An 18,864-nucleotide genomic window follows, 5' to 3' on the forward strand; every position below is an offset into this window, starting at 1 on the left:
GCCGTTTCGGCCCCACCCGCACCCGCCAAGGCCGGCCCGGTCGCGGCGCCGCCTCCGCATGAGCGAAACACCTCGTAAGTCAACATGATAACGCGACCAGCGGTGCTACTTGTCGCGGCGGTGCTGTCGCTGAGCGGTTGCGGCGGTGGCCGAAACGCCGCTCCCGCCGGCCCGACAAACCACGACGCGGCCGCGGCCCGCAGCCGGCACGCGCTCGACGACGCCATCGACGTCGGCGCGCCGGGGTGCTCGGCCGCGGTCGGCGTCGAGGGGAAGGTCGTCTGGACGGGAGTTCGCGGGGTCGCGGACATCTCAACCGGCGACGCGATCACCCCGCAAACCGTGTTCGACATCGCCTCGGTATCCAAGCAATTCACCGCCACCGCGCTGCTGCTGCTGGTTGATGCGGGCGAGGTGGCGCTCGACGACCCGTTGTCTCGATACGTTCCCGAACTACCGTGGTCCGGCGCGGTCACCGTCGGGCAGCTGATGCACCAGACCAGCGGAGTCCCCGAGTACGTCGGGCTGCTCGAGGCGCAGGGCTTCCAGCTGGGCGACCGTACCACCGAGGACCAGGCCCTGCGGGCCCTGGCCGGCGTGCCGAAGCTGGAGTTCGCGCCCGGGTCCCGGTTCGACTACTCGAACTCCAATTACCTGCTGCTGGGCGAGATCGTCCACCGGATCTCGCGGAAACCGCTGGCGCAGTACCTAACCGAGAAGATCTTCGATCCGCTGGGTCTGGCCATGGTCGTGGATCCGATCGGGCAGGTTCCCGGCAAGGCCGTCGCCTACGAGAAGGGCAGCGACGGGTACCGCGCCACCCGGTCGGGCTGGGAACAGGTCGGCGACGGCGGCATCCAGACCACGCCCAGCCAGCTGGTCCGTTGGGCCGACAACTACCGAACCGGCCGGCTGGGCGGACCCAAACTCAGGGCGGCGCAACTGGCGGGGGCGGTACCCACCGAGCCGGGGGGCGGGGACCGGTACGGCGCCGGAATTTACGCCCTGGCCAACGGCACGCTCGATCACGACGGCGCCTGGGGCGGGTTCGTCACGGCGTTTCGCGTCAGCAAGGACCGAGCAACGTCGCTGGCCGTCAGCTGCAACACCGACAAGCAAGACCCCGAGGCACTCGCCGACGCGCTCGGCAAAGCCTGGATGTAGCCGACTCAAGCTGGCGCACAACGACTCTTCGGCCGCCACCTAGACTGCGCTTATGGATTACGGTTCCCGACATACCGTGGCTCCAAAAGGCCTGCTGCGGATCGAGGACTGCCTGGACGCCGACGGCGGCGTCGCGTTGCCACCGGGCACCACCCTGATATCGCTCATCGAGCGCAACGTCGCGAATGTCGGCGACTACGTCGCGTACCGCTACCTCGACTACGCCCGGTCCGACGGGCACGCAGTCGAAATGACGTGGGCCGAATTCGGTGTGCGGCTACAAGCCATCGGTGCGCACGTACAACGGTTCGCGGGCCAGGGTGACCGGGTCGCGATCCTCGCACCGCAGGGCATCGACTACGTCGCGGGCTTCTACGCCGCGATCAAGGCGGGGACCATTGCCGTGCCGCTGTTCGCCCCCGAACTGCCGGGCCACGCCGAACGGCTGGAAACCGCCCTTCGTGATTCGGAACCCGCCGTCGTGCTGACGACGGCGGCGGCCAAGGACGCGGTCGAGGGCTTCCTGTCCAAGCTCCCGCGGCTGCGAAGGCCGCAACTGCTCGTCATCGATCGGATACCGGATTCCGCCGGGGAACGGTTCACGCCCGTCGAGCTTGACATCGACCGGGTTTCCCACCTGCAGTACACCTCCGGTGCGACGCGACCACCGGTCGGCGTGGAGATCACCCATCGGGCCGTCGGCACGAACCTGGTGCAGATGATCCTGTCGATCGACCTGCTGAACCGAAACACCCACGGCGTCAGCTGGTTACCGCTCTACCACGACATGGGGCTGTCGATGATCGGCTTCCCCGCGGTGTACGGCGGACACTCCACGCTGATGTCGCCGACGGCATTCGTGCGCCGGCCGCAGCGGTGGATCCAGGCGCTGGCCGCCGGGTCGCGGCAGGGCAACGTGGTCACCGCCGCACCCAACTTCGCCTACGAGTGGGCCGCACAGCGCGGCCTGCCCGCAGCGGGCGACGACATCGACCTGAGCAACGTCGTGCTGATCATCGGATCCGAACCGGTCAGCATCGACGCGATCACCACGTTCAACAAGGCGTTCGCGCCCTACGGGCTGCCGCGCACCGCGTTCAAGCCGTCGTACGGCATCGCCGAGGCGACGCTGATGGTCGCAACCATCGACCACGACGCCGAGGCGAGCGCCGCTTACCTCGACCGCGAGCAACTGGGGACCGGGCGGGCGGTGCGCGTCGCCGCCGACGCACCCAACGCGGTGGCACACGTGTCGTGCGGGCGCATCGCGCGCAGCCTGTGGGCCGTGATCGTCGACCCCGACACCGGAGCCGAGCTGCCCGACGGCGCGATCGGCGAAGTCTGGCTGCAGGGCAACAACGTTGGCCGGGGTTACTGGAGACGTCCGGAAGAAACCGACCTGACGTTCCACGCCCGGTTGCGGTCGCCGCTCGAGCGGGGCAGCCGCGCCGAGGGCTCAGCGGCCGGGCGGTCGTGGCTGCGGACCGGGGACCTGGGCGTCTTTCTGGACGGCGAGCTCTACATCACCGGCCGGATAGCGGACCTGGTGATTGTCGACGCCCGCGCCCATTACCCACAGGACATCGAGGCCACGGCGGCGGAGGCCTCGCCGATGGTGCGGCGCGGTTACGTGACGGCGTTTGCGGTGCCGCACGACGAGGCGGGCCGGGAGCCGGCGAGCCGACACCTGGTGATCGTCGCCGAACGCGCGGCGGGCACCAGCCGCGACGATCCGCAGCCTGCGATCGAGGCGATTCAAGCGGCGGTGTCGCATCGACACGGTGTGGCGGTGGCCGACGTGCGTTTCCTGCCGGCCGGTGCCATCCCACGCACCACCAGCGGGAAGCTGGCCCGCCGAGCGTGCCGCGCCCAATACTTGGGCGGCACCCTGCGCGTGCACTAGGCGGTTCCGCCGCTGACTGCATAGCCCGGCCCGGGTGGCATCCTGGCCATGTGGGTCTGCTAATCCGGTTGGCGGAGCTGTTGATAGTGATCCTGCCGCTGGCGACCATCGTCGTCGGCGCGCTGAAAGCCTTTCGCGCCAACAAGGCGCGGGCCGCGGAGTCGGCCGAGGGACCACCAAGGCAGGAAATGTCCGAACCGGTCGCACGCACCGGCGGCAATCAAGTCGCACAGTGGCAGTCGCTCAAGCGGGTTTTGGAAGAGCACAGCCGCATCGACAAGCGCTGGCTCGACTATGAGCTCGACTTCGCCAAGCTGCTCGACTTTCCGCTGATGACCGACATGCGCAACCCGCTCACGATCGCCTTCCACAAGGCCAAGCTCCGGGCGGACTTCCTGCGGCCCGTCAAGGCCGAGGACCTCCTCGACGACCGGGAGGCCGCCGCACAGTATCTGTCGGCCGTCGAGGAGTACGTGACCGCGTTCAACGTCGCCGAGGCCGAGGCGATACGCACACGTCGCAGCGACTTCTCACCGGACGACCAGCACCGGATCGCCCGCGCTCAGAGCCTGTTGCGGGTGGCCTCCGACCCCGCCGCGGCACCAAGGGAACGCCAGAACGCCTACGACCGCGCGGTCAAAGAACTCGACGGCCTCGTCGTCCTGCCGGCCACGACGCAGGCCAGCATCGAGCGCGGGATCTCCGGTGAGATAGAGGGCTGAATCGGCGTGTCAGGATGAGCGAATGGCCACCGATCCCAGCGAGAGTTCAGCGCTCGCCGGCTACCCGGTCACACCGCCGCCCCTGCCCGGCCCGGTCACCTTCGACCAACGCTGGAGTGAGCTGACCTTCGTCCATTGGCCGGTGGAACCCGAGAGCGTCGAGCACATGTACCCGCCCGGCACCCGTCCCGACGTGTTCGCCGACGGCATGACCTACGTCGGGTTGGTCCCGTTTGTCATGAGCGCCACCAAAGTTGGCTCCGCACTGCCGCTTCCGTATTTCGGCAGCTTTCTGGAGACCAACGTCCGGCTCTACTCGGTCGATGACGCCGGACGGCACGGCGTCGTGTTCCGGTCGCTGGAAACGGCTCGCCTGGCCGTCGTGCCCGTCACCCGGATCGGCCTCGGCGTCCCGTACACCTGGGCGCGGATGCGGATGTCGCGCCGCGGCGACCAGATCACCTATCAGAGCGTGCGCCGCTGGCCGCGGCGCGGGCTGCGCAGCATGCTGACGATCGCCGTCGGTGAGGCGGTCGAACCGACGGCGCTGGAGGTCTGGCTCACCGCCCGATGGGGTGCGCACACCCGCAAGGCCGGGCGGACGTGGTGGGTGCCGAACGAGCACGGACCGTGGCCGTTGCGCGCCGCGGAGGTCGTCGAGCTGAGCGACGAGTTGGTGGCTGCCGCAGGGGTACGACCCGCCAGCGGTCGGTTGCGAGCGCTGTATTCGCCTGGCGTGCGGGCCCGCTTCTTCCGCCGCTGCGTCGTCGCGTGATCAGGGACAGGAGTATCCGCCGTCGATCACGATGTCGGAACCGGTCATGTAGCTCGACGCCTCGCTGGCCAGGTACAGGTACAGGCCGGTGAGTTCCTCCGGCCGGCCCAGGCGGCCCATCGGTATCTTCGGTTCCCACAGCGGGTGAAGGTCGGCCATGGGCTCGACGAGCTCGGTGCGGATGTAGCCCGGGCTGACGCTGTTGACCCGAATGTTGTGCGGCGCGAATTCGACCGCCATGGCCTTGGTCAGGTGAATGACCGCCGCCTTGGACGCGCAGTAGTGGCCGACCTGCTGCGGGACGTTGATGATGTGGCCGGACATCGACGCGGTGTTGATGATGACTCCGCCGTGCCCTTGGCGGACCATCGCCGCGGCCGCGGCCCGGGCGGTGAGAAAAACGCCGGTCACGTTGGTGTCCTGGATGCGCTGGAATTCCTCGAGCGGCATGTCCAGCATCGGGGTGACGCTGATGATCCCGGCGTTGCAGACCGCGATATCGATGCCGCCCAGCTCCGTGGTGATCCGGTCCAGCATTGCGCTCACCTGGTCGGGCTGGGTCACGTCGCACGCAATGGGCACGACCTTGCCGCGACCGGCGGCCGCGATCTCCCGCGCGACCTTGTCTAGCGCGTCGACGTGTCGCGCCGCAACGGCGACGCGGGCCCCGGCCTGCAGGTAGGCCTCGGCCACCCTTCTGCCGATCCCGCTGGACGCACCGGTCACCAGGACCCGCTTGCCGTCCAGGTTGAACAACTCCAGCACGTTCATTCGATCCCCATCCATTCGAGCCACCCAAAACCGGAACACGTTCTAGTGTGTCCGTCATGGGCAAATTCACCAGGGCCGAAATCGAGCGGGCCCTCGCGAACTACACGGCCGTGGTCGAGGGATGCAGCGCCTCGGGCGACTGGCGACCCTTTGCCGACCTATTCACCGAGGACGTCGTCTACACCGAGCACCACTACGGCGTCTTTCACGGGCGCGAGGCGGTCCGGGACTGGATCGTCGCGGTCATGGCGCCGTTCCCGCACATGCGCTTTCCCAGCGACTGGGTCGCCTACGACGACGACAACGACGCCGTCGTGCTCCTGATCAAGAACCTGCTCGACCACCCCACCGACCCCGACGCCGAGCCGTTCTGGTTCCCGAACTGGACCCGGCTGGTCTATGCCGGCGACGGCCTGTTTTCCAGCGAGGAGGACATCTACAACCCGAACCGCGACGCGCCCCGCGCGGTCGCCGCCTGGATGCAGGCCGGCGGTCGGCTCGAATCCGACGAGATCCTGCAGCCCAACGCCTAACCGACGGACGAGCGATGCGGCTGGCGGCCTCGCCGTCGCGACCGCACCGCCGCCAGCGCCTGATCCCACGCCAGCAGGGTCGCGGCCCTCATGTTGGCCGGCTTGACGGCATCGCGGGACAGCAGCGCGGTGGCGGCGGCTTTCGTGGTGGCCGACGCCTTGGAGATGTGGCCGGACTCGAACGGCGGCTGCGGGTCGTATTCGATGGCGAGCTGGATGGCCTTGGCGCGGCCCTCGCCGCCGATCTGGCCGACCAGCCACAGCGCCAGGTCCAGCCCGGCGGACACGCCGGCACAGGTGACGATGTTGCCCTCCCGCACGATGCGCTCGTCGGCGACGGGGGTGGCGCCGAATGCCTTCAGCGTGGGAACGGTCAGCCAGTGCGATGTCGCGCGCCGGCCCTCGAGCAAGCCCGCGGCCGCCAGGATCACCGAGCCCGAACAAACCGACGTCGTCCAGCTCGCGGTCTCGTGGGTGCGGCGCAGCCAATCCAGCAGCGCCTCGTCACGCGCGTGCACCGGCGTCGACGGGCCGCCGGGCACGAGAATCACGTCGGGTGAAGGCGTTTCGGCCAGCGAATGCGTTGCGCCGATGACCAGGACGCCGGAGTCGGCGGTGATCGGTCCGGACTCGTGCCAAACGAATCGCACCTCGGCGCCCGGCAGGTTGCGCAGCACCTCGTAGGGTCCGATCATGTCCAGCGCGGTGAACCCGGGGTAGGCCACGAATGCGATTTGGGTCATGGCTGTCGTCCTCTCTCGATGGCGGCCCCGACGATCACGCGAAGGCCTTGCGGTACTGATCCGGTGAGACACCGACACGGCGAATGAAGTTGCGCCGCATGGTTTCCGCGGTTCCGAAGCCGCAGCGCGCGGCGATCGCGACGACGGTGTCGTCGGTCTCTTCCAATTGCCGGCGCGCGGCTTCGGTGCGGATGCGTTCGACGTACTGGCCGGGCGCCTCGCCGACCTCGTCGGTGAAGACGCGGGTGAAGTGGCGGGGGCTCATCGTCGCCCGGCGGGCCAGTTCGCCGATGCTGTGCGAACCGCCGGGCTCGGCCTCGATCGTCTCCTGGACCTCGCGGATCGACGGCCGTTTGGCCCGCGGCATCCACACCGGCGCCGCGAACTGCGTCTGACCGCCCGGGCGCCGCAGGTACAGCACCAGGTAGCGGGCGACCGTCTGCGCGAGTTCGGTGCCGTGGTCGTCCTCGACCAGCGAGAGCGCCATGTCGATCCCCGCGGTCACACCCGCGGCCGTCCACACCGTGCCCGAGCTGCGGACGAAGATCGGGTCCGGGTCGACGTCGACGGCCGGGAACTCGCGGGCCAACCGCCCGGCGAACGCCCAGTGCGTGGTCACCCGGCAGCCGTCGAGCAAACCCGCCTCGGCGGCGAGGAACGCGCCGGTGCAGACCGTCACTATCCGCCGGGCCGTTCCGGCGACGGCCTTGATCCAGGTCACGAGCTCGCTGTTGGCCCGTGCGTCGTCGACGCCACCGCCGCCGGGCAGCACGACGGTGTCCACCGCGGCGCCGGGATCGGGCAGCGGCGCCGCCACGAAGCCCAGCCCGGTCGCGGTGCTGACCTGTCGACCCTCGACCGACGCCACGACGACGTCATATCCGCCACCGGTCAGCAGCGATGCGGTGGTGAAGACGTCGTGCGGCCCCACCACGTCGAGTGCCTGAACGCCGGGAAAGCCGGCGATAACCACCTTGCGAGCCATGCAATCAGTGTTCGCCAGGCACGGGCATGTCGTCTACGCCATGTAGCCCACTGATTAGGACATGCGGACCTGGCCCCGGCCGCCGGTTGCGGGCTTGGCAGACTGTGGCCATGGCACAGATAACCTTGCACGGAAACCCGATCCACACCGTCGGCGATCTACCGGCCGTCGGATCTCAAGCGCCGGGCTTCACCTTGACCGGAACGGATCTGGGCGTCGTCAGCAACGACCAGTTCAGCGGTAAGCCCGTGGTGCTGAACATCTTTCCGTCCATCGACACACCGGTGTGCGCGAACAGCGTGCGCGCCTTCAACGAGCGGGCGGCCGCCGGCGGTGCGTCGGTGCTGTGCGTGTCCAAAGATCTGCCGTTCGCGCAGGCGCGATTCTGCGGCGCGGAGGGCATCGAGAACGTCAAGACGGGATCGGCGTTTCGCGGCAGCTTCGGCGACGATTACGGCGTCGGCATCGTCGACGGCCCGATGGCCGGGCTGCTCGCGCGGGCGGTGGTCGTGGTCGGCGCCGACGGCAAGGTCACGTACACCGAACTGGTGCCCGAGATCGCCCAGGAGCCGAACTACGACGCGGCGCTGGCCGCGGTGGGCTGAACCCCCTCAGCGGCGAGCGTGCGCGTCGGTACGACGACACCCCGTCGCAAGCGTGCATATGCGCACCTCGAGCCGGTCGGTTACGGCCCCAGTCGATCCGCTGTGGCGGCCAGCACCTCGCGGCACTCGGCCCACATCTGCTTGATGATCTCGGTGGCGGGCGGGAGGTCGTCGATCCGGCCGGCGACCTGACCGGTGTTCGCGACGCTGGCGTTCATGTCGCCGTCGAAGTAGAGCCGCTCAACCCGTTGCAACGCGGCGCCGCCTTGTTCGAAAGACGCTGCCCGGTCAAGCTTTTCGGCGGCTTCGGTCCGGATCACGGGCATCATGGTCTCGACGATCCCCAGCGCACCGGCGTTGGATACCGCCGCGGCGAGCTGCGCGCCGGCGATGTAGGTCACCGGCGCCTGGATGATCGGGATGTCGATCCGTGCGAGTTCGCAGACCCGGTTGGGTGCGGGGCCGCTCATGGCCCGCGCGGGTCGACGAGCTCGCGGAATCGCTCCGCGGGGTAGACGGACGCACCCAACGCTCGGACCCGGTCGTTCAGCGCCCGGTCCGATGTCACCACGCGAATGTCGCGCGGGCGGTCGTCGGCCGAAACCAGCCGGACGATCTCGTCGTCGGCGGAATTCGCGGCCGCTCTGGGGGCATGCGCAATTTCGACCACCGCTGAGGCGATGGCGGTCGACGGTGGCCGCTCGAAGACCACCGTCACCGTCTCGCCCCGATCCGACGCCCAGCGGTCCACCCGCTCCACCAGCGTGGCCATCGCACGGCCGCGGTCCTTCCACCAGCCGTCGGGGCGGCTCCCGATCACGTTCATGCCGTCGACGATCCATCGCACCAACACACCGTAGGCCAATCCTCGTGGTTGGTACGGTCACCGGTATGACGTCGATAGCCGACACGGGCGACCGGGTCGTTTCACTGGCCCGCGGTATGCGCGATCTCGTGCGGGCCGAAGCCGCCGAATCCGAGCGGGCGCGCACGCTGACCCCCGCGATCGTCGACGAGATGTGGGCCAGCGGGCTGATGTCCGCGTTCAACCCCGTTGCGGCCGGCGGCGTCGAGCCGCCGTTTGCCGAGATGATCGAGACGTGGATCGAAATGGCTTGGCAGGACGGCTCATTCGGCTGGATCGGCATCGCCAACCTGCCGTCCTCGTTCGCCGCCGCGGCGTATCTGCCCGACGACGGCTTCGCCGAGGTCTTCACCGCGCACGACAACCGCGTCACCCTGGGGGGCCAATTCTTTCCGAATGGGCAGGGAGCCGCGACCGACGGCGGCTACCTGCTGAACGGGTCGTGGAACTTCGGCTCGGGCATAGGTCACTCCCAATACATCGCGGCCGGATTCTTTCCGATGGACGACGGCGAGATGCGCTGGATCAGCGAGGGCTTCCCGGAGATGCGCGTCGCAGTCGTTCCGCGGGACCAGATCAGCTTCAACGACGGCTGGTTCGTGCAGGGGCTCAAGGGAACCGGCTCCTACGACTACAGCGCCGAGGGCGTGTTCGTGCCCGCCAGCCGCACCTTCGAACTCTTCGTGCGGCGGCCCTACCGCGGCACCTCACCGGCGACCCGCATGGGCCTGATGCCGGTCACCGCCGCCGGCCACGCATCGTGGGCGCTCGGCGTCTCGAAGAGCATGCTCGACGACGTCCAGGAACTGGCCGCGACGAAGTTCCGGATGAGCGACATGGCTTCGTTGGCCAGTCGCCCGACGTTCCAGAAGGGGCTGGCGCACCATCGGGCGGCCTGGCGCGCCGCGCGTCTCTTGGTGCTCGACGCGTTCACGACGGCCGAGGCCGCGGTTGCGGCGGGCGAGGAGCTGACGCCCGCCCTGCGCGCGGACATGCGCGTGGCCGCCGTCTACGCCACCGACACGGCCCGCGGTTGCGCCGAGTGGGCCCACCTGGTCGCCGGCACCAGCTCGATCCGCGAGGGCAGCCGCCTGGAGCGGGCCTTCCGCGACATGTACACCGGAACCCAGCACGCCTTCATCAGCGAGAAAGTCGCCATCGACGCCGCACAGATTTGGCTGGGCATCGTCGACGACCAGCCGGGTCTGTGAGTGTCCTTTCTTGAGCTCGAGATCGACGCTAGCGTGCAGCTCACTCGTACTTGTTCGCGCCAGTGTCGATCTCGACGCGGATTTATAAGTGAGGCAACAGTCGCTCGGCGAACGCCTCGGGATGTTCCCGGTGCATGAAATGACCGCCCGGGACTTCCTCGACGACATAGTCGTTTTCGAACATCCGGGCGGCGGCGCGATAGTCGGACGGCGCGACGACGGGATCGTCTAGCCCCGCGAAGACGACCGTCGGCACCGTGATCCGCATCCGCAGCGATGCGCTGGGGATGGGGGAGAGCTTCCGGTAGTAGCCGAACGCCGCGTTCAGGCTCGCCCGGTTGGCGAAGCTCGCGCGCACGGCGTCGAACTCCTCGGGGCCCGGGTTCCACGTCGGGGACCAACGCCGGTAGATGGCGGGCAGCGCGACAAAGTCGTTGCGCGCGAAGCGCCCCGGCGCACCCGGCAGCTTGTAGGCCGCAAAGTGGCGAGCGCCCCAGAGCTTCCTCGGCGACGGCTTGAGCGTCGCCGGATGCGGAATGCCAACGACGACAAGCTTTCTCACCCGGTTCGGCGCCAGGGCCGCCGCGCCGTATGCGGCCGAGGCGCCCCAGTCGTGCCCGATGACGACGGCGTCGGGCACGCCGAGCGCTTCGATCAGCGCAAGTGGGTCGCGCGCCAGCGTCTCTTGGTCGGTGTCGCGGTCGGGAATCGCGCTGGGGTGGTACCCGCGCAGGAACGGGCTTACCGCGCGGTATCCGTTGGCCGCGACGCGCGGCCGAAGATGATCCCAGGTGTGCGCCGTGTCCGGAAACCCGTGCAGCATCAGCACCAACGGCCCGGAGCCCTCTTCCAGGTAGGCGAACTTCAGCCCGTTCGCCTCGACGAAATGGATCGCATCGGCCATGGCCTCCGGACACTACGCCAGTCAGTGCTCGCCGGGATAGGCGTGGATCAACGCCTTGGCGAGTTTCGGGACGGCATGCGTCAGTTCGTGTTCGGCGTCGTGGGCGATGCGGTGCGCCTGCGCCAGGCTGAGGGCGGGGTCGACGTCGAGTTCGGCGTCGGCGTGCAGGCGGTGCCCGATCCAGCGCATCCGCACGCTGCGCACCGCCCGCACCCCGGGCCGGGCCGCCAAGGCGTGTTCGGCGGCCTCGACCATCGCGGGGTCCACGCCGTCGAGCAGTCGGCGGAACACGTCGCGCGCCGCCGTGCCCAGCACGGCCAGGATCGCCACGGTGATCACCAGGCCGACGATCGGGTCGGCCAGCGGAAATCCCAGCGCGACACCGCCGGCCGAGAACAGCACCGCCAACGAGGTCAACCCGTCGGTGCGCGCGTGCAGGCCGTCGGCGACCAGCGCGGCCGAGCCGACCCGCCGTCCGGCCCTGATTCGATACAGGGCCACCCATTCGTTCCCGACGAATCCGATCAACCCGGCCAGCGCGACCCAGCCCACGTGCGCAACCGGTTCGGGATGGGTGAGCCGCACGACCGCCTGGTAGCCGGCGACGATCGCCGACGCCGTTATCGTCGCGACCACGAACAGCCCGGCCAGGTCCTCGGCGCGACCGAAGCCGTAGGTGTAGCGGCGCGTCGCGGCCTTGGCGCCCAACGCGAACGCGATCCACAAGGGCACGGCGGTCAGGGCGTCGGAGAAGTTGTGGACCGTATCGGCGCCCAGCGCAACGGATCCCGAAACCAGCGCGACGACGAGCTGGGCGGTGGCCGTCAGCCCGAGCACCACGAGGCTGATCTTGACCGCGCGGATTCCCGCGGCGCCGGATTCCAGGGTGTCGTCGATATCGCCGCCGTGGGAATGCGGGGCGAAGATCCCCTTGATCGCCCCGCGCAGACCATGCCGGTGGTCATGGTCATGGGGTTGCGCGTCGGCAATACAGGTATCTGCATGCATACGCAAATAATAGGCATTCGGTCCTGCCGCTGGCCAGCCGGCCGTCGCCTACCATCAGCGCATGCGCGGCTACAAGATCTTGATCACCGGCCCCACCGGGCAGGTCGCCACTCCCGTCGCCCGGGCCCTGGCGATCGAAAACGAGGTCTGGGGCATCGCCCGGTTCACCGACGCCGCGGCCCGCGCGGCACTCGAGCGGGCGGGGGTGCGGTGCGAGACCGTCAACCTGGCCGCCGGGGACTTCGCCGCGGTCCCGTCCGACTTCGACTACGTCGTCAATCTGGCCGTGGCCAAGAGCGGCAACTGGGACAAGGATCTGGCCGCCAACGCGGAGTCCGTCGGCCTCCTCATGGCCCACTGCCGCAACGCGAAAGCGTTCCTGCACTGTTCGTCGGCGGCCGTCTACGACCCGCCCGACGATGAGCCCCGGACCGAGCGCACGGCCCTGGGCGACAACCACAAGCCCCTGTTCCCGACCTATTCCATTTCCAAGATCGCCGGGGAGGTCGTCGCGCGGACGATGGCACGCGCCCTCGGCGTGCCCACCACCGTCGCCCGGCTCAACGTCCCGTACGGTGACAACGGCGGGTGGCCGTACTACCACATGGAGATGATCCTGGCCGGCGTGCCGATCCCGGTGCCGCCCGGCGGTCCCGCCCGCTACAACCCCATCCACGAGGACGACATCATCGCCACCATCCCGAAGCTGCTCGAGGTGGCGTCGGTGCCGGCGACCACAGTCAACTGGTGCGGCGACCAGGTCGTCAGCATCCAGGAGTGGTGCGGTTACCTCGGCTCGCTGGTCGGCAAGGAGCCGGTGTTCGACGAGAGCGCGCAGGCGTTGCGCGGCAATCCCACCGACGCGACGCGGATGCACGAGCTCATCGGGGGCACGACGGTCGACTGGCGCGACGGGATGCGCCGGATGGCGGCCAAGTTCCACCCGGAACTCGTGGCATAGTCGCGCCGAGCGCCGGCGGCTCCGGATGCCGCCACCCTTGACCACGCCGCGCCGACAATGCTAAGCAAGTGCTCAGCATTCGACGGCAGGGAGGGTTCACGGTGACGGTGCAGACGGTTTTGGAGGACATCCGCAAGCGCCCCGGCTCGGGCGACGTCATCCCGATCATCAATCCGGCAACCGAAGAACAGATCACCGAATTCACCGACTGCGGCAACGACGCGGTCGACGACGCCGTCGCGCGGGCAAGGGCGTCGTTCGAGTCGGGCGTCTGGTCACAGCTGCCGGGGCGCCAGCGGGCCAAGGTCATGTGGCGCATCGCCGATTTGATCGACGAACATGCCGAGGAGTTCGCCCAGCTCGACTCGCTCAACACCGGAATGCCGTTGCTGCAGGCGCAGTTACAGATGTCCACCTGCTCGGAGTTCTTTCGCTACTACGCCGGCTGGTGTTCGAAGCTCAACGGCGTCGCATACGACGTGAAGACCGACGGCATCGCGACGGACGCGTTCGTCAACATGCACGCCTACACGCTGAAAGAACCGTATGGCGTGGTGGGGCTGATCTTCCCGTGGAACGGCCCGATCTTCAATGCCAGCGCAAAGCTGGCGCCCGCGCTCGCGGCCGGGTGCAGCATGCTCGTCAAGCCCGCCGAGGAGACCCCGCTGTCGGCGCTGCTGCTCGACCGGCTGATCCACCAGGCGGGCGTGCCCGAGGGCGTCGTCAACCTGCTGACCGGCTACGGCCACACCGCGGGCGCGGCGATCACCGCGCATCCCGACGTCGAGAAGGTCGCCTTCACCGGGTCGACCGAGGTCGGCAAGGAGATCGTGCGGGCCTCGGCCGGCAATCTGAAGAAGGTCATGCTCGAGCTCGGCGGGAAGTCGCCGGTGCTGATCTTCGACGACGCCGACATGGACAAGGCCATCCTGATGGCGTCGCTGGGCATCTTCGTGCATTCCGGCCAGGGATGTGTTTGCGGCTCACGGATTTTCGCGCAGCGCGGCGTGTACGACCGGGTGGTGGAAGGCGTCGCGGGGATGGCGAATACGTTCAAGCTGGGCGCGCCCGGCGAGGAGGGCTGCGTCAGCGGCCCGCTGATCAGCCAGAAGCAGCTGACCCGCGTCATGGGCTTCATCGAGGAGGGCAAGGGCGACGGCGTCGACGTGGTCACCGGCGGCTACCGCCTGGACCGCAAGGGCTACTTCGTCCACCCGACGGTGCTCACCAACGTCCACCGCGGCATGCGGCTGTACCAGCAGGAGATCTTCGGGCCGGTGGTCACCATCCTGCCGTTCGACGACGAGGACGAGGCCGTCGCGATGGCCAACGACACCACGTACGGCCTGGCGGCCACCGCCTGGACGGAAAACCTGGGCCGCGCCCACCGGATCGTCAAGCGGCTGCAAGCCGGAAGCGTCCAGGTGAACTGCCAGTTGGTCTTCGACCACGATGTGCCGTTCGGCGGTTACAAGCAGTCCGGCTGGGGCCACGAGTTCGGCCGCGAGGGCATCGACGCCTACCTGAAAACCAAGTCGGTGTGGGCCCAGCTGTAGCCGCAATTGCCGTAAGGTTGCGGGCATTCCTGAGGTCAAGCTGTCGGATGGCGTAGTGCACTACCGGGATACCGGTTCCGGCCCGTGCATCCTGCTGATCCACGGCTTGTTCGTCGACAACCGTGTGTTCGATCGGCTGGTCCGGCTACTGGCCCCGTCGGCACGCTGCGTCATGCCGGACCTCCCGCTGGGCGCGCACCGAACACCGATGAACGGCAACGCGGACCTGTCGCCGCCCGGACTGGCGCGACTCATCGCCGAGCTGATCCAGGAGTTGCGGCTGCGGGAGGTCACGGTGCTCGGCAACGACACCGGCGGCGCCCTGTGTCAGATCCTCTGCGCTAACCATCACGAACTCGTCGACCGGCTGGTGCTGACCAATTGCGATGCGTTCGAACGCTTCCCGCCGGCCGCCTTCCAGGCGTTGTATCGCGCCGGCTCGCGCATCCCCGGTTCCATCGCGGCTGTCGACCTTATCCTGCGGGTGCGCATGCTGCGGCGCGCTGCACTGGCGGCCGTACCAGTGACGATGCGGCCGCTGCCGGATACATTGCTGGCCAGTTGGTTTGAACCGTTGCATGACCCACGCATTCGCGCCGACGTGCGCGCGGTGCTACAGGGAGTTTCGCCGGAACACACACTGTCCGCCGCCGAACGATTGAAGACATTTGACCGTCCGGTGCTGATCGTCTGGGGAACCCGCGACCGGTTTTTCCCGGTGAGCGACGCCCGCCGACTCGTCGGCACGCTGCCTCATGCGCGATTGGAAACGGTTGACGACGCGCGCACATACGTTCAAATCGATCAACCGGAGCGTCTCGCCGAACTCATCAAAAGCTGGCCCTAAACGGAAAAGTTCCGAACCTGCTTGAGGTCCGGAACTTTTCTGTTGCCTCGAACGGGTTCAAGATCCCTTGCTGTAACGGGTCAGGAACCCGGTGGCCGCGACCGCCGCGACGGTACCGATGACGCCCCACAGCACCAAGGGGAAAACCATCGACCCGAGGAACCAACCGAAGGTCATCCCGATGTAGAGCGTCCAGATCAATCGGTAGACGCTCCAGAGTGCGACCAACGCGGCGCTGATCCCGATGTACAGGCTCCGCTGGCGATCGACACGATTGATCTGCTCTTCGATGCTGGCCGGCACGATTTTCATTTGCTGACTTCCTTTCGTCACGCGCCGCCTCGGTGGCGGCGTCATTGCGGTAAGTTCAGCCGGTGGAACTGGCTACCGATCCCAACAATCTCGCGGGCCCGAAACCGGTATGGGTGCTTTCGTCGTGCAGTAGTGTCACGCGCTGACAGATCCCGGTTGCCGAAACGTGGAGGAGCCGTGAGCCCAGAAGAAGTCGTCCGCGCGGAACTGGACGCGTGGAGTCGTCTCAATGTCGACGAGATCGTCAGCTACTTCGCCGCCGACGCCATCTGGGACAACGTTCCCCTCGGTGCCGTGTCGGGCCATGACAAAATCCGTAAAGCGGTGCAGGGATACGTCGACCGCACGACGCATGGGGACATTGAAATCTTGAATCTCGCCGTTGCGGGCAATGTGGTCCTGACCGAACGCGTCGATCACTTTGTCTACGACGGCAAGACGATCCACGCTCGTGTCATGGGAGCCTTCGAAGTGACTGACGACAAGATCACGGCTTGGCGCGATTACTTCGACGTGCCCAATGATCCCTCCTAGTTCTCAGCCGACCGCTCGCTCCATCTCGGCCCTGAACTGGCGATACCTCGCGGCGCGCCCGGGCCGGCGCCGGACCACAGCCCAACCGGTCGCGAGCACCAGGAACCAGAGCGGGAACCAGGCCAGGGCGATCGCGGTTTCCCGCGCGGTGCACAGCGTCGCGACCACGAACGCGAAAAAGGCGAGGACGGCCCAGCACATCGGCTCGCCGGCGGGCATCTTGTAGGGCGAGTCGGCATGTCGCTGCGGGTGTCGGCGCCGGTACACCAGGTAGCTGACGACGATCATCGCCCAGACGAACATGAACAACAGGGACGCGATGGCCGTCACGATCGTGAAGGCGCCCATCACCGAACCGCCCACATAGAGTAGCGGGATGGAGGTGAGCAGTAACGCGGCCGTGAGAACCAGCGCCCGCGCCGGCACGCCGCCGCGGTTCAGCCGCCCGAAGGCCGCCGGAGCGCTTCCCTCGTCCGCGAGGCCGAAAAGCATACGGCCGGTGGAGAATACCCCGGAGTTCGCGGCGGAGGCCGCGGCGGTGATCACGACGAAGTTGACGATCGACGCCGCGGCGCCGAGCCCCGCCAAGGAGAACATCATTACGAACGGCGACTCGCCGCTGGCGAACTGCCGCCACGGGACGACGATGAGAATCGCCAGCAGCGCACCGATGTAGAAGATCGCCACCCGCAGCGGAACGGCGTTGATCGCCCGGGGGAGAGTGCGGCGGGGATTCACCGTCTCCGCGGCCGCGGTGCCGACGAGTTCCACCCCGACGAACGCGAATAGCGCGATCTGGAACCCACTGACCGCGCCCATGAACCCGGTGGCGAAGAATCCGCCGTCGTTCCACAGATTGGCGATGGTGGCGTGATGGCCTTGTGGCGAAACGAAATTCGTCGCCAGCAGTATCACGCCCACCCCGATGAAGCTCACGATCGCGACGACCTTGATCAGGGCGAACCAAAACTCGGCCTCGCCGAAGTTGCGGACGCTGAACAAGTTCAGCGCGAGGATCAGGGCGCTCGTTACCAGCGCCGGCAGCCACGCGGGCAGGCCGGGCCACCAGAACCTTGTGTAGCCGGCGATCGCGACGACTTCCGCGACGCCGGTGGCGACCCAGGCGAACCAGTACGACCACCCCACGAAGAAACCCGCCGCGGGGCCCAAAAGGTCGGCCGAGAAGTCAACGAACGACTTGTAATTCAGGTTGGACAACAGCAGTTCGCCCATCGCGCGAAGCACGAAGAACACGAAGAGCCCGATGATCGCGTACACCAGCACCACCGCCGGGCCGGCGAGCGAGATCGTCCGGCCGGACCCCATGAACAGCCCGGTGCCGATCGCCCCTCCGATCGCGATCAGCTGAATGTGACGGTTGGACAGACCCCGATGCAGTTGCGGCACAGCGGTATTGGGCCAGCCGACGTCGCGCGCCTAGCCCGACGTCTTGACGACGAGCTTGCCGACGTTCTTGCCGTCGAACAGCATGTTGATCGCCGTCGGCAGCTGCTCGAAGCCCTCGATGACGGTCTCGAGCGGCGTGAGCTTGCCCTGGGTCATCAGGCCCGCGATCTCCTGAATCGCCTCGGGCGCGCGGCCGAAGTGGTCGAGCACGATGAAGCCCTGCACCGTCGCCCGCTGGATCAGCAGGTTGCCGAACGCACGCGGGCCGGGCGGCGGATCAGCGGAGTTGTAGCCGGAGATCAGGCCGCACAGCGCGACCCGCGCGCCGATGTTGAGGCGCGCGAAGATCGCGTCCATGATGTCGCCGCCGACGTTTTCGAAGTCGACGTCGATGCCGTCGGGCGTCGCCGCGGCGAGCTGGACGGCCCAATCGTCGGCGCGGTGGTCCACCGCCGCGTCGAAGCCGAGCTGCTCGGTCAGCAGCGCGCACTTCTCCGGCCCCCCGGCGATCCCCACGACGCGGGCGCCGTCGGCCTTGGCGAGCTGGCCGGCGACCGAACCGACCGCGCCGGCCGCCGCCGAGACGACCACCGTCTGGCCCGGTTGCGGCTTGCCGATGTCGCGGATGCCGACCCACGCGGTGAGCCCGGTCATCCCGAGCGCGCCCATGTAGGCGCTCGGCGAGATGCCCGCGGCGACGTCGACCGGGAACAGGGGCATCGCATCCGAGGCGACCGCGTACTCCTGCCAGCCCACCAGGCCCTGCACGGTCTGGCCGGCCTGGTAGTTCGGGTTCTTCGACGCGACCACCTCACCCAGCCCGGCACCGCGCATCACCTCGCCGATGCCGACCGGCGGCAGATACGTGGGCGTGTCGTTGATCCACATGCGGTTCGTCGGGTCCAGGGAGATCCAGTCGACGCGCACCAGCGCCTCGCCGTCCCCGATCTCGGGGATCGCCTCCTCGGTGAGCTCGAAGGTGTTCGGGCCGATGCGGCCGGAGGGGCGCTCGCGGAGCAGGAAGCGACGGTTGCGATCGGCCATGAGCGCACGGTACC

The 18,864-nt window shown here is 68.1% G+C and carries 21 protein-coding genes; 11 read left to right on the top strand and 10 right to left on the bottom strand.

Annotated features, from left to right (window positions below):
• The first annotated feature begins 84 nt into the window (after positions 1-84).
• The 4 genes from OQ968_RS09250 to OQ968_RS09265 are packed head-to-tail and all read left to right on the top strand — an operon-like array spanning position 85 to position 4,564.
• Positions 85-1,164 (top strand): serine hydrolase domain-containing protein, encoded by a 1,080-nt coding sequence (locus OQ968_RS09250; protein ID WP_324676930.1) that lies wholly within the window; start codon positions 85-87, stop codon positions 1,162-1,164.
• A gap of 52 nt (positions 1,165-1,216) precedes the next feature.
• Positions 1,217-3,067, top strand: a complete 1,851-nt coding sequence (locus tag OQ968_RS09255; RefSeq protein WP_324676932.1) for a fatty acyl-AMP ligase — start codon at positions 1,217-1,219, stop codon at positions 3,065-3,067.
• A 50-nt stretch (positions 3,068-3,117) separates the two neighbouring features.
• Positions 3,118-3,789, top strand: a complete 672-nt coding sequence (locus OQ968_RS09260) for a hypothetical protein (protein ID WP_324676934.1) — start codon at positions 3,118-3,120, stop codon at positions 3,787-3,789.
• A 22-nt stretch (positions 3,790-3,811) separates the two neighbouring features.
• Complete coding sequence (locus OQ968_RS09265) at positions 3,812-4,564, top strand: YqjF family protein (RefSeq protein WP_324676936.1); 753 nt, start codon at positions 3,812-3,814, stop codon at positions 4,562-4,564.
• Here the strand turns inward: OQ968_RS09265 and OQ968_RS09270 are convergent, their stop codons facing one another.
• Positions 4,565-5,335, bottom strand: coding sequence for an SDR family oxidoreductase (locus OQ968_RS09270; protein WP_324677391.1), 771 nt, complete (start codon positions 5,333-5,335; stop codon positions 4,565-4,567).
• A gap of 56 nt (positions 5,336-5,391) precedes the next feature.
• On the opposite strand from OQ968_RS09270, the gene OQ968_RS09275 reads away from it, so the two are divergent.
• Positions 5,392-5,868 (top strand): nuclear transport factor 2 family protein, encoded by a 477-nt coding sequence (locus tag OQ968_RS09275; RefSeq protein WP_324676938.1) that lies wholly within the window; start codon positions 5,392-5,394, stop codon positions 5,866-5,868.
• On the opposite strand, the gene OQ968_RS09280 is transcribed toward OQ968_RS09275, so the two are convergent.
• Both OQ968_RS09280 and OQ968_RS09285 read right to left on the bottom strand, forming a co-directional pair.
• A complete protein-coding gene (locus OQ968_RS09280; RefSeq protein ID WP_324676940.1) occupies positions 5,865-6,611 on the bottom strand; it encodes a DJ-1/PfpI family protein in 747 nt (248 codons plus the stop codon). The two genes, OQ968_RS09275 and OQ968_RS09280, sit on opposite strands and share 4 nt — an antisense overlap.
• Before the next feature lie 34 nt (positions 6,612-6,645).
• Positions 6,646-7,596, bottom strand: a complete 951-nt coding sequence (locus tag OQ968_RS09285; RefSeq protein ID WP_324676942.1) for a GlxA family transcriptional regulator — start codon at positions 7,594-7,596, stop codon at positions 6,646-6,648.
• Between the two features lie 110 nt (positions 7,597-7,706).
• Here OQ968_RS09285 and tpx point away from each other — a divergent pair, with 110 nt between their 5' ends.
• Positions 7,707-8,201 carry a thiol peroxidase gene (tpx, locus tag OQ968_RS09290; protein ID WP_324676944.1) on the top strand — a complete coding sequence of 165 codons (495 nt, stop codon included), beginning with the start codon at positions 7,707-7,709 and terminating at the stop codon, positions 8,199-8,201.
• Between the two features lie 80 nt (positions 8,202-8,281).
• Here the strand turns inward: tpx and OQ968_RS09295 are convergent, their stop codons facing one another.
• Together OQ968_RS09295 and OQ968_RS09300 are read right to left on the bottom strand one after the other, a co-directional pair.
• Positions 8,282-8,671 carry a nitronate monooxygenase gene (locus OQ968_RS09295; RefSeq protein ID WP_324676945.1) on the bottom strand — a complete coding sequence of 130 codons (390 nt, stop codon included), beginning with the start codon at positions 8,669-8,671 and terminating at the stop codon, positions 8,282-8,284.
• Positions 8,668-9,048, bottom strand: a complete 381-nt coding sequence (locus OQ968_RS09300) for an NYN domain-containing protein (RefSeq protein WP_324676947.1) — start codon at positions 9,046-9,048, stop codon at positions 8,668-8,670. The genes OQ968_RS09295 and OQ968_RS09300 overlap by 4 nt, the downstream gene beginning before the upstream one ends.
• 44 nt (positions 9,049-9,092) lie before the next feature.
• On the opposite strand from OQ968_RS09300, the gene OQ968_RS09305 reads away from it, so the two are divergent.
• A complete protein-coding gene (locus OQ968_RS09305) occupies positions 9,093-10,277 on the top strand; it encodes an acyl-CoA dehydrogenase family protein (RefSeq protein ID WP_324676949.1) in 1,185 nt (394 codons plus the stop codon).
• Between the two features lie 82 nt (positions 10,278-10,359).
• On the opposite strand, the gene OQ968_RS09310 is transcribed toward OQ968_RS09305, so the two are convergent.
• Both OQ968_RS09310 and OQ968_RS09315 read right to left on the bottom strand, forming a co-directional pair.
• Positions 10,360-11,181 (bottom strand): alpha/beta hydrolase, encoded by an 822-nt coding sequence (locus OQ968_RS09310; RefSeq protein ID WP_324676951.1) that lies wholly within the window; start codon positions 11,179-11,181, stop codon positions 10,360-10,362.
• Positions 11,182-11,202: 21 nt separating this feature from the next.
• Positions 11,203-12,189, bottom strand: coding sequence for a cation diffusion facilitator family transporter (locus OQ968_RS09315; protein WP_324676953.1), 987 nt, complete (start codon positions 12,187-12,189; stop codon positions 11,203-11,205).
• Positions 12,190-12,250: 61 nt separating this feature from the next.
• Between OQ968_RS09315 and OQ968_RS09320 the strand changes: the two genes are divergently transcribed.
• From OQ968_RS09320 to OQ968_RS09330, 3 genes are all read left to right on the top strand, one after another.
• A complete protein-coding gene (locus OQ968_RS09320) occupies positions 12,251-13,150 on the top strand; it encodes an NAD(P)-dependent oxidoreductase (RefSeq protein ID WP_324676955.1) in 900 nt (299 codons plus the stop codon).
• A 101-nt stretch (positions 13,151-13,251) separates the two neighbouring features.
• Positions 13,252-14,706, top strand: coding sequence for an aldehyde dehydrogenase family protein (locus OQ968_RS09325; protein WP_324676957.1), 1,455 nt, complete (start codon positions 13,252-13,254; stop codon positions 14,704-14,706).
• Positions 14,707-14,761: 55 nt separating this feature from the next.
• On the top strand, positions 14,762-15,553 hold the full coding sequence (locus tag OQ968_RS09330) for an alpha/beta hydrolase (RefSeq protein ID WP_324676959.1): 792 nt from the start codon (positions 14,762-14,764) through the stop codon (positions 15,551-15,553).
• A 57-nt stretch (positions 15,554-15,610) separates the two neighbouring features.
• Here OQ968_RS09330 and OQ968_RS09335 read toward each other — a convergent pair whose 3' ends face one another.
• On the bottom strand, positions 15,611-15,865 hold the full coding sequence (locus OQ968_RS09335) for a hypothetical protein (protein ID WP_324676961.1): 255 nt from the start codon (positions 15,863-15,865) through the stop codon (positions 15,611-15,613).
• 177 nt (positions 15,866-16,042) lie between these two features.
• Here OQ968_RS09335 and OQ968_RS09340 point away from each other — a divergent pair, with 177 nt between their 5' ends.
• Positions 16,043-16,399, top strand: coding sequence for a limonene-1,2-epoxide hydrolase family protein (locus OQ968_RS09340; RefSeq protein WP_324676963.1), 357 nt, complete (start codon positions 16,043-16,045; stop codon positions 16,397-16,399).
• 3 nt (positions 16,400-16,402) lie between these two features.
• On the opposite strand, the gene OQ968_RS09345 is transcribed toward OQ968_RS09340, so the two are convergent.
• Together OQ968_RS09345 and OQ968_RS09350 are read right to left on the bottom strand one after the other, a co-directional pair.
• Complete coding sequence (locus tag OQ968_RS09345; RefSeq protein ID WP_324676965.1) at positions 16,403-17,806, bottom strand: amino acid permease; 1,404 nt, start codon at positions 17,804-17,806, stop codon at positions 16,403-16,405.
• A gap of 30 nt (positions 17,807-17,836) precedes the next feature.
• Positions 17,837-18,850, bottom strand: coding sequence for an NADP-dependent oxidoreductase (locus OQ968_RS09350; protein ID WP_324676967.1), 1,014 nt, complete (start codon positions 18,848-18,850; stop codon positions 17,837-17,839).
• Positions 18,851-18,864: the final 14 nt, after the last annotated feature.

This window comes from Mycobacterium sp. 663a-19 (assembly GCF_035616495.1).
GTDB lineage: Bacteria > Actinomycetota > Actinomycetes > Mycobacteriales > Mycobacteriaceae > Mycobacterium.